General features: G+C 72.7%; 9 protein-coding genes. 8 read left to right on the forward strand and 1 reads right to left on the reverse strand.

All coding sequences use genetic code 11. The features are described from left to right. The first annotated feature begins 55 nt into the window (after positions 1-55). The 4 genes from IXW69_RS09240 (at position 56) to IXW69_RS09255 (ending at position 6,611) form a co-directional block, all read left to right on the forward strand. On the forward strand, positions 56-3,007 hold the full coding sequence (locus tag IXW69_RS09240) for a DEAD/DEAH box helicase (protein WP_194786056.1): 2,952 nt from the start codon (positions 56-58) through the stop codon (positions 3,005-3,007). A 101-nt stretch (positions 3,008-3,108) separates the two neighbouring features. Then, the gene (locus IXW69_RS09245) at positions 3,109-4,014 is read left to right on the forward strand and encodes a DUF808 domain-containing protein (protein ID WP_194786057.1); all 906 of its coding nucleotides are present in this window, start codon (positions 3,109-3,111) and stop codon (positions 4,012-4,014) included. Between the two features lie 212 nt (positions 4,015-4,226). Continuing rightward, positions 4,227-5,795 carry an apolipoprotein N-acyltransferase gene (gene lnt / locus IXW69_RS09250; protein ID WP_407646561.1) on the forward strand — a complete coding sequence of 523 codons (1,569 nt, stop codon included), beginning with the start codon at positions 4,227-4,229 and terminating at the stop codon, positions 5,793-5,795. A 30-nt stretch (positions 5,796-5,825) separates the two neighbouring features. After that, positions 5,826-6,611 carry a polyprenol monophosphomannose synthase gene (locus IXW69_RS09255; RefSeq protein WP_194786058.1) on the forward strand — a complete coding sequence of 262 codons (786 nt, stop codon included), beginning with the start codon at positions 5,826-5,828 and terminating at the stop codon, positions 6,609-6,611. A gap of 192 nt (positions 6,612-6,803) precedes the next feature. On the opposite strand, the gene IXW69_RS09260 is transcribed toward IXW69_RS09255, so the two are convergent. Further along, entirely contained in the window at positions 6,804-7,157 is a 354-nt protein-coding gene (locus IXW69_RS09260; RefSeq protein WP_194786059.1) for an RNA polymerase-binding protein RbpA, read from the reverse strand. A 240-nt stretch (positions 7,158-7,397) separates the two neighbouring features. Between IXW69_RS09260 and IXW69_RS09265 the strand changes: the two genes are divergently transcribed. The 4 genes from IXW69_RS09265 (at position 7,398) to IXW69_RS09280 (ending at position 12,559) form a co-directional block, all read left to right on the forward strand. Beyond that, on the forward strand, positions 7,398-8,525 hold the full coding sequence (locus tag IXW69_RS09265; RefSeq protein ID WP_194786060.1) for a 6-phosphofructokinase: 1,128 nt from the start codon (positions 7,398-7,400) through the stop codon (positions 8,523-8,525). Positions 8,526-8,703: 178 nt separating this feature from the next. Further along, positions 8,704-9,717, forward strand: coding sequence for a GNAT family N-acetyltransferase (locus tag IXW69_RS09270; RefSeq protein WP_194786061.1), 1,014 nt, complete (start codon positions 8,704-8,706; stop codon positions 9,715-9,717). 134 nt (positions 9,718-9,851) lie between these two features. Beyond that, entirely contained in the window at positions 9,852-10,862 is a 1,011-nt protein-coding gene (locus IXW69_RS09275; RefSeq protein ID WP_194786062.1) for a zinc-binding alcohol dehydrogenase family protein, read from the forward strand. 191 nt (positions 10,863-11,053) lie between these two features. Then, positions 11,054-12,559, forward strand: a complete 1,506-nt coding sequence (locus IXW69_RS09280) for an APC family permease (protein WP_194786063.1) — start codon at positions 11,054-11,056, stop codon at positions 12,557-12,559. Positions 12,560-12,742: the final 183 nt, after the last annotated feature.

The raw sequence follows: 12,742 nt of genomic DNA on the forward strand, positions 1-12,742 counted from the left end.
CGCAGCGCCCGGGCTCTGCCGGGAGGCCCGCCGCCCGCGCACGTAGGGTGGCTTCATGAGCTCGCCCGCAGAACGCTTCGCGGCCGCACGCCGTCGGCAGGCCGCCTCCCGGACCGAGCTGGCGCGCTTCGCCACGGAGTTCGACTTCCTCCTCGACGACTTCCAGGTGGCCGGCTGCGAGGCCCTCGAGCGCGGCGAGGGAGTCCTCGTCGCCGCGCCCACCGGCGCCGGCAAGACGATCGTCGGCGAGTTCGCCGTCCACCTCGGCCTCGCCAAGGGTCTCAAGACCTTCTACACCACCCCGATCAAGGCCCTGTCGAACCAGAAGTACCTCGACCTCGTCGCCCGCCACGGCGCCGAGAAGGTCGGGCTCCTCACCGGCGACACCTCCGTCAACCCGCACGCGGACGTCATCGTCATGACCACCGAGGTGCTGCGCAACATGCTCTACTCGGGCTCGCACGACCTCGAGCGCCTCGGCTTCGTCGTCATGGACGAGGTCCACTACCTCGCCGACCGCTTCCGCGGCCCCGTCTGGGAGGAGGTCATCATCCACCTCGCCCCCGAGGTGCAGGTGGTGTCCCTGTCCGCGACCGTCTCCAACGCGGAGGAGTTCGGTGACTGGCTCGGGCACGTGCGCGGCCGGACCGCCGTCGTCGTCTCCGAGCACCGGCCCGTCCCGCTCACCCAGCACATGATGGTGGGCCGGCGCCTCCTCGACCTCTACTCCGTGCCCGTCGCCATCGAGGACGCCGACTCCGAGAAGCAGCTCGCGGCGCAGCCTCCGCTCAACCCGGACCTGCTCAAGGCCGTGCGCAACGCCCGGCGCGCCGCGGCGGGGGAGGCGGGCGGCTCGAAGACCTCGCGCGCCTCGCAGGGCGGGAGCGGCTACCAGCAGCCATGGAGGCGCGGAGCCTCGGGCCGAGGACGCGCGCCCCGGCGCGGGCCCGACGGGGCACGCACCGCCCGCCTGCGCCCGCCGTCGCGCGGCACGGTCATCCACGCCCTGGAAGAGGCGAGCCTCCTGCCCGCGATCGTCTTCGTCTTCTCCCGCAACGGCTGCGAGCAGGCCGTCCGCCAGGCCGTCGAGTCCGGCGTCGACCTCACCACCGAGGAGGAGTCGCGCCGCATCCGCGAGGTCATCGACCGCCGCACCGCGGAGATCCCCGCGGGCGACCTCGGGGTGCTGGGCTTCCACTCGTGGGCCCACGCCCTCGAGCGCGGCGTCGCCGCCCACCACGCGGGCCTGCTGCCCGTCTTCAAGGAGACCGTCGAGGAGCTCTTCTCCGCCGGCCTCGTCAAGGTCGTCTACGCGACCGAGACCCTGGCGCTCGGCATCAACATGCCGGCCCGCACCGTCGTGCTCGAGTCCTTGCGCAAGTGGAACGGCTCCGCGCACGTGACGCTGACGCCGGGGGAGTACACCCAGCTCACGGGCCGAGCCGGACGCCGCGGCATCGACGTCGAGGGCCACGCCGTCGTCCTCGCGGCGGACGACGTCGAGCCCGCCTTCGTCTCCTCCCTCGCCTCCCGGCGCACCTACCCGCTCGTCTCCGCCTTCCGGCCCACCTACAACATGGCGGTCAACCTCCTCGGCCGCACCAGCCGCTCGCGTGCCCGCGAGGTCCTCGAGTCCTCCTTCGCCCAGTACCAGGCCGACCGCGGCGTCGTCGAGATCGCCGCCGAGGCCCGACGCAAGCGCCGCTCGCTCGCGGGCCTCGAGGAGCAGATGAGCTGCCACCTGGGGGACTTCCGCGAGTACGCCATGCTGCGCCAGCGCATCAGCGACGCCGAGGCGGACCTCTCCCGCGAGAAGCGCGAGGCCCGCCGCGCCACCGCCAGCCGCGAGATGACCGGCCTGCACCGCGGCGACGTCGTCGTGTACCGCAAGGGTCGGCGCCAGAAGCACGGCGTCGTCCTCTCCGTCGGGGAGGACCGCCAGGGCACGCCTGCGCTCACCGTCCTGGGTGAGGACTCGCGCGTCCTCACCCTGACCCCGGACACCGCACCCGACGGTGTCATGCGGGTCGGCTCGATGCGCGTGGCCGCGGGGGTCGACGTGCGACGCACCAAGGACCGCGACCGCCTCGTCGGGCGACTCATCGACGCCATCCGCTCCGGCGAGCTCGATGGCTCCGGCACCCACCAGCGGCGACGCACCCGCAGCGGCAGGCCTGTCGACGGGGCCGGCGCCCCGCACGCGACCGAGCTCACCGCCGCCGAGCGTGTCGAGGCCCTGCGCCACGAGATGCGCGCCCATCCCTGCCACGCCTGCCCCGACCGAGAGGAGCACGCGCGCACCGGGCGCAAGTGGGCCAAGGCCGCCGCCGAGGTCGAGCGCCTCACCAAGCGCATCGAGACCCGTACCGGCACCATCGCGCGCCAGTTCGACGCCGTCTGCCAGGTCCTCCTCGAGCTGGGCTACCTCGAGCCCGTCGACCGCGGCCACCCCGAGCGCGAGCTGTGCGTCACCGACGCCGGCCGCGTCCTCGCCCGGGTCTACGCCGAGCGCGACCTCCTCGTCGCCGAGTGCCTCCGCCGCGGGACGTGGGACGGCCTGGGCCCGGAGGAGCTGGCCGGCGCCGTCTCCGGCTGCGTCTACGAGCCGCGCCTCACTGCGCAGTCCATCGGCCTGCCCGTCTCGCCCGGCTCGCGCTTGGGCGCCGTCCTGCGCGAGGAGCTGAACCTGTCGCGGCGCATCAACGACCTCGAGTCGCTCGCCCGGATCGAGCCGACCCGCGGCGCCGAGCCGGCTCTGGCGGGCGCCGTCGAGGCGTGGTGCGAGGGCGCCGAGCTCGCCGAGGTCCTCGACGCCTCTGAGCTCACCGCCGGCGACTTCGTGCGCTGGTGCAAGCAGCTCCTCGACGTCCTCGGGCAGCTCGCGACGATGACGCCCGCCCGGGACGCTGACCCGGGCTCGGCGCGGGAGCTCACCAGGCTGTCGATGACGGCGGCCGAGGGCGTCATGGGCGTCAGTCGCGGCGTCGTCGCCTGGTCCGCCGTCTGAGCGACGGCGCGGCCGGCGCTCGCTCGCGGGACCGGGCCGCTATCGTCGCTCACGCAGCACCCGTCCCGTCCTCGCTCACGGCCCCGACCCTCCAGGAACGCATGTCCGGCTTCTTCGCCCTCCTCGACGACATCGCCACGCTCGCGAAGCTGACGATGTCGACGCTCGACGACACCGCTGGCATGGCGGTCAAGACCTCGGCGAAGGTCTCCGCGGCCGCCGTCGACGACGTCGCCGCGACGCCCCAGTACGTCACGGGCATCACCCCGGACCGCGAGCTCCCGATCATCAAGAAGATCACGCTCGGGTCCTTGCGCAACAAGCTGTTCATCATCCTGCCGGTCGCGCTCCTGCTGTCGGCCGTCGCGCCCGCGCTCCTGCCCGTGGCCCTCGTCGTCGGCGGCTCCTACCTCTGCTTCGAGGGCGGTGAGAAGATCCTCGAACGGGTGACAGGCGGCGAGGAGCACGTGCAGGAGGAGCAGGCCCCGCAGGACGAGGCCTCCATCGTTAGCGCCGCGGTGCGCACCGACTTCGTGCTGTCGACCGAGATCATGCTGCTCGCGCTCGCCGAGGTCACCGGCGAGTCCTCGATGCGACGCGTCATCGTCCTCGTCATCATCGCCTTCCTCATGACCTTCGCCGTGTACGGGCTCGTCGGCGCGCTCATCAAGCTCGACGACCTCGGCCTCCGCCTCGCCGAGCGCGGTCGTACCGGCGGCAGCCGGGCGCTGGGCCGGGGGATCGTCCGTGTGGCACCCGGGATCTTCACCGTCATCGGCGTCATCGGCACCATCGCGATGGTCTGGGTCGGTGGACACATCCTCGCCACCAATCTCGCCGAGCTCGGCTTCGAGCCCCTTCACCACCTCATCACCTGGGCCGAGGAGCTCAGCGAGAACGCCGTCCTGTCCTGGATCGCCGGGACAGGCACCGCCTGCCTCATCGGCACGCTCGTCGGACTCGTCCTCGCCGGCGGCGTCGCCCTGTTCCACCGTCTGTCCGACTGACCGTGGCCGGTACCTCGCGCTCCCGCATCCCGGACCGGGGCGGCTCGCGGCAGTCGCGGTCCGGGCAGCGCGCGAAGGCCCCGGCGCGATCCGCGCGGAGCACCCGGACGAGCGCCGGTCAGTCGGGCCGGGCGGGCCGAACGGGGGCCAACAGGGCGCGCGGAGGCCGTGGGCGAGCGCCACGGCCCGCTGGGGCATCGGCCTCCGCACCGCTGAGCACCCCGTCCCGCGGCCGCCGCCTCCTGCTCGCGCTCCTCGCGGTCGGCGCGGGCCTGGCCGTCGCCGCCGCCTTCCCACCCGTCGACGCCTGGTGGGCCGCCGTCCTCGGCGTCGCCCTCCTCGAGCTCGTCCTCACCCGGCGCGGCGGATGGGCCGGAGCGGGGCTGGGGCTCCTCTTCGGGGCAGGGATGTTCACGCCCCTGCTCCGGTTCACGGCCGACGCCATGGGCAACCTGCTGGGCTGGGCCGCCCTCACGGTCGTCGAGTCCCTCTACCTCGCGGCCCTCGGCGCCGCCTGGGCCCTCGTGAGCCGGCTGCCCGCCCTCACGACGGGGAGTCGCCCCGCGGTCACCCGGGTCCTCGCCTTCGCCGTCCTGTGGTGCGGCGTCGAGGAGCTGCGCTCGTCCTGGCCCTGGGGCGGGTTCCCCTTCGGCCGGCTCGCCTTCGCGATGGCCGATGCCCCCGTCCTGTCCTTCGCCGCCTACGGGGGATCCGTCGGCGTCACCGCCCTCGTCGCCCTCGCTGGCGCCTGCCTGGCCGAGGCCGTGCTCCAGGTGCACCGCGGCAACGGCCTCGTCGGAGCGCCGACCGCCGTCATCGCCGCATGCGCTGTCGTCCTCACCCCCCTCGCCCTGCCCATCGCCGCCGGAGCCGAGGACGGGACCATCCGCGTCGGCGCCGTCCAGGGCAACGTCGCCCACGGCGACTCCTCCTTCGCCAAGGCCCTCGAGGTCACCGCCAACCACGCCGAGGCCACCGAGGAGCTGGCCGACGCCACCGGCGCCGGCACGCTCGACGTCGTCATCTGGCCCGAGAACGCCGCCGACCGCGACCCCCGCACCGACCCGGCCGCCGCCTCCCTCGTCGAGCAGGCCGCGCAGGCCGTCCAGGCGCCGATCCTCGTCGGCGCCGTGCCCCACGGCGACGGCATCCGCTGGAACGACGAGGTCGTCTGGACCCCGGGCCAGGGCGCCGGAGCCTACTACCGCAAGCACCGGCCCGTACCCTTCGGCGAGTACGTCCCCCTGCGGTCCTGGCTCCGGCGGATCACCACCCAGGTGGACCGCATCGGCGTCGACATGCTCCCCGGCACCGGGCCCACGACCCTCACGGTCCACGCGGCCACCCAGCACCGCGACGTCACCCTTGCGATGGGCATCTGCTTCGAGGTCGCCTACGACGACACTCTTCGCTCGGGCGTCGACGGCGGTGGCGAGGCCATCATCATCCCGACGAACAACGCCTCCTTCGGACGGTCCTCCGAGGCCGCCCAGCAGCTCGCCCAGGGCCGCGTCCAGGCCGTCGTCCACGGGCGCAGCGTCGTCCAGGTCTCCACCGTCGGCGTCACTGCGATCATCAGTCCCAAGGGCACGGTGCTCCAGCAGACGGAGCCGTACACGCGGGCCTCCCTCGTGGCCGACGTCGACCTGCGCACCTCCCGGACGGTCGCCGACGTGATCGGATCGTGGCCTGGAATCATCCTCGAGGCGGGGGCAGGAGGCCTCGTGCTCGCGGGTATCGTGGGCGCGTTCCGAGCCCGCGGCTCGCGCCGACGGCGCTGACCGCCCCACCGACACAGCAGAGGAAGCCCCGTGAAGGCACTCGTCGTCATCCCCACCTACAACGAGATCGAGTCCCTGCCGGGAGCCCTGGACAGGGTGCGCGCCGCCGTCCCGACCGCGCACGTCCTCGTCGTCGACGACTCCTCACCGGACGGCACCGGCGAGCTCGCCGACGAGCGCGCTGCGGCCGATGAGCAGGTCCACGTCCTGCACCGCTCCGAGAAGAACGGCCTCGGCCCCGCCTACCTCGCCGGCTTCTCCTGGGCGCTGGAGAACGACTACGAGCTCATCATCGAGATGGACGCCGACGGCTCCCACCGCGCGGAGGACCTCGCCCTCCTCGTGCAGCGCGCCGAGATGGCGGACCACCCGGACCTCGTCATCGGCTCCCGCTGGGTCTCCGGCGGCGCAACCCCCGGCTGGGACGCCAAGCGCGTCGCCCTGTCCCGCGCCGGCAACCTCTACATCTCCGCGATGCTCGGCATGCGCGTCAAGGACGCCACCGCCGGCTTCCGCGTCTACCGCGCCGACCTCCTGCGCCGCATCGACCTCGACGACGTCGAGGCCCTCGGCTACGGCTTCCAGGTCAACATGACCAAGATCGTCGACGAGGCGGGCGGCCGCATCGTCGAGATGCCCATCACCTTCGTGGAGCGCGCCGCCGGCGAGTCCAAGCTCGACGGCGGCATCTTCACCGAGGAGCTCGCCCTCGTCACGCGCTGGGGCCTCACCAAGCGCGGCGGCCAGCTCGCGGAGGCGGGCCGCAAGGGCCTCGCCGACCTCAAGCACCTCCGCGAGGAGCGCCGGGGCCACTGAGCCGCCTCACCGGGCACCGGCATCCCGCGCCGGCGCCCCCACCCGCTCGAGGGAGTGCCGGCGGCCCGGCCGGACGCCGCATGACGACGGGGACGCCGCCGCACCGAGTGGTGCGACGGCGTCCCCGTCATGAGTGCTGATCGCGGCGCCGCTGCGGGCCGGGCCGCTGGGCCGGCCCGCGCCGTCGTCGGCTCAGAAGCGCTGCCGGTAGATCTCGCCGGAGCGCAGGAGCTCGAGGCGCTCGTCGAGGAGGACCTTGAGGTCATCGATCTCGCGGCGCTCGAGGAGCATGTCCCAGTGCGTGCGGGGAGCCTTCTTGGGCTCCTCCGGCTCCGGCTCCTCCTCGCCCTTGATGGCGGCGACCTGGCCGCACTCCGGGCACTCCCAGGTCTGGGGCACCTCGGCCTCGATCGACATGGGGACGACCGTGACGTGGGCGAGCGGGCACTCGTAGGTGACGTTCTGGCGCTCGGCGAACTCGACGCCGTCCTCGGACTCCATCGACTTCGCGCCGATGGTCATGCCTCGCAGTGCGCGGTCTGCCATGTGCTGCCTTCCTCGGGGGACGTGTGTGCACGGTGGTCGCCGACCGCCGGGGACGCCCCGCGGCGACGAGTCACCGACCGGCTCAACGCCCAGGGGTCCCGGAGAATTCCCGCACGACGGGCGCGCGGACGCCGGGCGGGCGAGCCGCTCCAGCCGCCGAGTGTACCGGTTCCGTCCCGGCCACCGGTCGCCGCCGCCCTCGAGTCTGTGAGATGACGCCGGGACCGGCATACTGCGGGCATGGCTACCAAGCGCATCGGGATCCTGACCGCCGGCGGAGACGCCCCTGGACTCAACGCCGCGATCCGCGGCTTCGGCAAGGCCGCGATCCAGGAGCACGGCTGGAAGATCATCGGCTTCCGCGACGGCATGCGGGGGCTCGCCGAGAACCGCTACACCGACCTCGACGCGACCGCCCTGTCGGGCATCCTCACCACCGGCGGCACCCTGCTCGGCACCAGCCGGGACAAGGTCCACCGCATGGTCGTCGACGGCGAAGAGCGGGACATGATCCCGACCATCGTCGAGAACTACGAGAAGGACAAGCTCGACGCCCTCGTCTGCCTGGGCGGCGGCGGCACCGCGAAGAACGCGCGCCGCCTCATGGACGCCGGCCTCAACGTCGTCCACCTCCCGAAGACCATCGACAACGACATCGTCGAGACCGACTCCTCCTTCGGCTTCTCCACCGCCCTCGAGATCGCCACGGAGGCCGTCGACCGCCTCCACTCGACGGCGCACTCGCACCACCGCATCATCCTCACCGAGATCATGGGGCACCGCGCCGGCTGGCTGGCCCTCGGCGCGGGCATCGCCGGCGGCGCCGACGTCATCCTCCTGCCCGAGATCCCGTACTCCGTGGACGCGATCGTCGAGAAGATCGAGCGCCGCCGCTCCCACGGCTCCACCTTCTCCGTCGTCGCCGTGGCCGAGGGCGCGCTCAACGTCGCTGACCGCCTCGAGATCGAGCACGCCGAGGCGCTCGTCAAGGACGCCTCGTCCCCGGAGGCGAAGGCCGCCGCAAAGCGCGGGGTCAAGCGCCTCGAGGCCAGCCACCGGGCCAACACCTTCGCGTTGGCCTCCCAGCTCGAGGAGCGCACCGGTCTCGAGGCCCGCGTCTCGATCCTCGGCTACGTCCAGCGCGGCGGCACCCCGAACGCTGCGGACCGCCTTCTCGGCACGCGCCTGGGTGTGGCCGGTGCGGCCGCCATCGCGGACGGCAGCTTCGGCGTCATGGTCGGCGACCGCGGCTCCCAGGGCACCGAGCTCGTGCCCCTCAAGCGGGTCGCCGGCAAGGTCAAGTACGTCCCGGAGGACCACGAGTGGATCCAGGCGGCCCGCGCCGTCGGAACCGCCCTGGGTGACTGAGGATCAAGTCGACCCGCGTCAGTGCGGCGGCCCCGGCACCCACAGTGGTGCCGGGGCTGCTATCGTGATCTCCCTTCGGATCCAGAGAGCCCCGCGCTCGGTGAGCAGAGACGCTGAGCCTGTGCGATCCGCCCGGTGAGCCCGGTCGAGGGCACCTGGCTCGTGAGAGCCTGAGGGCATGATCCCCCTGACCACGGACCGCCTCAGGCTGCGCCCCCTCCGCCCCGGCGGCGTCGGCTCCGACGACGCACGCTTCCTCCGGCGCCTCCACGCCAACCCGGATCTCGCCCGCTTCATCCCCTCGGCCGCCGTGCCCGTGGGGGAGGCGGGCGACGCCGTGGTGGCCGCGCAGCTCGAGCGCTTCACGTCGCTGGCCGAGCACCCGGTCCAGGGCTTCAGCCTCGTCGGGCTCGCCGCCAGCGGCGAACCGGTCTCTCTCATCATGGTCAAGCCCATCCCGCCCTCGGGCGGGGGAGCTCCCACGGTCCTCGAGATCGGGTGGCGGCAGGTGGCCGAGCACTGCGGCCACGGCTACGTCACCGAGGCCGCGCGCGCGGTCCTCGACGCCGTCCACGCCCGCGGCGTCACCGACGTCGTCGCCGTCACCCACCCCGACAACCTCGCGTCCCAGGCGGTCGCCGAGCGCATCGGCATGGAGCGGGTGGGGGAGTCGCGCGACTTCTACGACGAGACGACGGTTCTCTTCCGGTCCCACCGCGAGCGCCCGGCCGGCACCGAGTGGCTCCCCGACGGCTGGGAGCTCCTCCCGGAGAGCCTCTTCGCGTTCCCCGGGCCGTTGCGCGACCGGCTCGTCTCAGCGGTCCTCTCGGGCGCGAAGCGGACGACGACGGGCCTGCTCGCCGAGCTCGAGCTCGAGGGCGAGGCGCCCGGCGACGACGTCGGGCTGCGCGAGGTCGTCGTCGACTCGGCCGGCCGTCCCGTGGCGGTCACCCGCACGACGGAGGCCCACGTCGTGAGGCTCGGCGACGTCACGCTCGAGCACGCCGTCGCCGAGGGCGAGGGCCACGCGAGCGTCGCGGAGTGGCGCGCCGGGCACGAGCGCTTCTGGCGCAGCGACGAGGAGCGGGCCTGGTTCCGCGAGCACGGGGCGGAGCCGCCCGCCCTCGATGACGACACCCCGGTGGTGTGCTGGCGCTTCGAGGTCGAGGCGCAGGACTCGGCGGTCTGCTGAGGACGCTCGCCGCGCCGGGCCCTGCGCGTCGGGAGCAGCGCCCCGAGCGAGGTCACGGGCTGACGTCTCCCCGGCGGAGGCCGGATCGGCCCAGGCTGTTGCGGCGTCGCGCCCGCCGTGCCCACGATGGCCCCATGACGCGCACGACGACCGCCATCGGCTACACCGACAACCTGCCCGCCTCCGACCCCGCGAGCCTCGTCGAGCGCGAGGTCGAGCTCCCGGAGCCCGGACCGCACGACCTCGTCGTCGCCGTCGAGGCGGTGTCGGTCAACCCCATCGACACGAAGGCCCGTCGCGCCCAGCCCTCGGGCGGCTTCCGCGTCCTCGGCTTCGACGCCGCCGGGACCGTCGCCGCCGTCGGCAGCGAGGTGACGCTCTTCGGCGTCGGCGACGAGGTCGCCTACGCCGGACAGGTCAACCGCGACGGCTCCAACGCCCGGCTCCAGCTCGTTGACGAGCGGATCGTCGGGCGCCGTCCCTCTGGGCTCTCGTGGGAGGAGGCGGCCTCACTGCCGCTGACGACGCTCACGGCCTGGGAGTCCGTCATGGACAGGCTCGGCCTCACCGAGGCCAGCGAGGGCACGCTCCTCGTCATCGGTGCGACCGGTGGGGTCGGCGTCGTCCTCCTCCAGCTCGCCGAGGCCCTCCTGCCCGGGGTGCGCGTCATCGCGACTGCCTCGGACGACGAGCGTGCCGCCCTCGTGCGTGAGCTCGGGGCCGAGGAGGTGGTCGACCACCACGGCGACCTCGCCGAGCAGGTCGAGGCACTCGCCCCCGACGGCGTCGACTGGGTCTTCACCTCCCACAGTGAGGACATGGCCGAGACCCTCGCGCGGATCGTCAAGCCCTTCGGTGAGGTCGTCGCCATCGACGTCGCCCCTGGGAACCTCGAGGCGCTCAAGTCGAAGGCGATCACGTGGCACTGGGAGTCCATGTTCACGCGCGCCGTCTTCGGCACGCCGGACGTGGCCGAGCAGCACGCGATCCTCGAGCGCCTCGCCGACCTCGTCGAGGAGGGCCGCGTTCGCCCGGTCATCCAGGAGCGGGTGAGCCCCATCAGTGCGGCGACGCTCCGCGCGGCGCACGAGCGGATCGAGTCGGGGCGCACCCTGGGCAAGATCGTCCTGTCTGGCTGGGAGTGAGTCGGGGCGGAGCGCGCCGCTGAACCGACCTCGGCGCGGGGAACGACCGACCTCGGCGGGTGGGAGTGGGAGGCAACACGGGGTCGTCGTCACGACGCCGGCCATCCACTGGGCCGGTGCACCGCCAGTGACACGGCGCCCCTAGGCTGACCCCCGGTCACCCGGACCGACTCCCCGCCTAGGAACCACGCATGCCGAACACGGACCAGCACGCCCCCGCACGCACGACCTCGTCGACCGAGACGACCCAGCTCGCCAAGGACCAGGAGAAGGTCCTCCATCGCACCCTGAGCCGCCTCGACATCGTCCTCATGACGGTCTCCGCCGTCGTCGGGCTCGAGATGCTCGGCTCGGTGAGCAGCTACGGCGGCCAGACCTTCACGTGGCTCCTCGTTCTCCTCATCCTCTTCCTCATGCCCTACGCCCTCGTCTTCGGCGAGACCGGCGCGGCCTTCGTCGGCGAGGGAGGTGTCTACCTCTGGGTGCGCGACGCCTTCGGCCGTCCCGCCGCCGCCGTCGCGAGCGCGCTCACGTGGATCACCCAGCCGGTGTGGGTCGGAGGGACCATGTCGTTCCTCTGCGCCGACGCCGCGCGGACCGGCATCGTCCACTTCGAGGAGGGCGGAGTCGGCGACTACGCCTTCAAGCTGGGCTTCATCGTCGTCACGGTATTCGCCGCGATCATGAGCCTCAAGAAGGCCAAGTGGATCCCGAGCGTCGGCGCCGTCTTCAAGGTCGCCTTCCTCGCGCTCTTCATCCTCTCGGCGATCGTCTACGCCTTCCAGAACGGCCTCCAGAGCCTGCCGGCCGCCTCCCTCAAGCCGACCATCGCCGGATTCTTCGGGATCGTCCCGCTCCTCCTCTTCGCCTTTCTCGGCTTCGAGAGCTCCTCCTCGGCCTCCGGCGAGATGCTCGACGCCCAGAAGGACGTCGCCTTCGGCATCCTCCGCTCCGCCGCCTCCGCCGCCGTCCTCTACGTCGTCCCCGTTCTCACGATCCTCCTCATCGTTCCCAACGAGCAGATCGACGGCCTGTCCGGCCTCATGACCGCAGTGAGCATCGTCTTCCGCGTCTGGGGCGGCGCCCACGGATTCATGCTGGGCCTGGCCACCGTCATGTTCATCCTCGCCAACACGGGGCAGGGCGCGGCGTGGATGATCCTCTCCGACCGCATGCAGGCGATCACCGCCGCGGACGGCTCCTTCTTCGGCGGCTTCTTCGGCTACTTCCACAAGACCCTCGGCACGCCGATCCGCGTCAACCTCATGTCCGCGACCGTCGCCACCGTCTTCATGCTCTTAGCCATGCAGCTCTCCGGAAGCGCCGGCTCGGCCTTCGACGTCGTCCTCAACGTCGCGGTGAGCACCTACCTCTTCAGCTACCTGCTCATCATCCCGGCGGCAGCCAGGCTGCGCCGCACCCGCCCCGACGCCGTGCGGCCGTTCCGCGTGCCCGGGCCCGACTCGGTCTTCCGCGGCATGGCGTACCTCTGCACCGCTTGGGTCCTTCTTGGCTCGTGGGTGACGATCGTCCCCGGGAGCCTCGAGCGCCTCTTCGGGGTCGACTACGACTTCCTCGACACCTGGGGCGTCCCCTTCGGGCAGTTCGAGGGTCTCACGCTGGGCACCCTCGCCTTCATCGTGCTGCTCTCGCTCGTCGGCTACGTACGCGGGGCGCGGATCCGCAGCGAGCGCTGACGCTGCCCCGGGTCGCACCGGCTGCTCGCGCTCGCACCCTCGGGCTACGGGTGCACCTACTGCTCGCCTTCGCATCCTGTGCGCGCCTTGTTGCACGGTCAATGGCGCGCACAGGGTGCGAACGCGTGCGACGAATGCGAGCAGGAGTGAGTGGCACGCTAGGCCGTCGAGCAGGATGTCCCG

Source organism: Actinomyces haliotis, assembly GCF_015355765.1.
Taxonomy (GTDB): Bacteria; Actinomycetota; Actinomycetes; order Actinomycetales; family Actinomycetaceae; genus Actinomyces; species Actinomyces haliotis.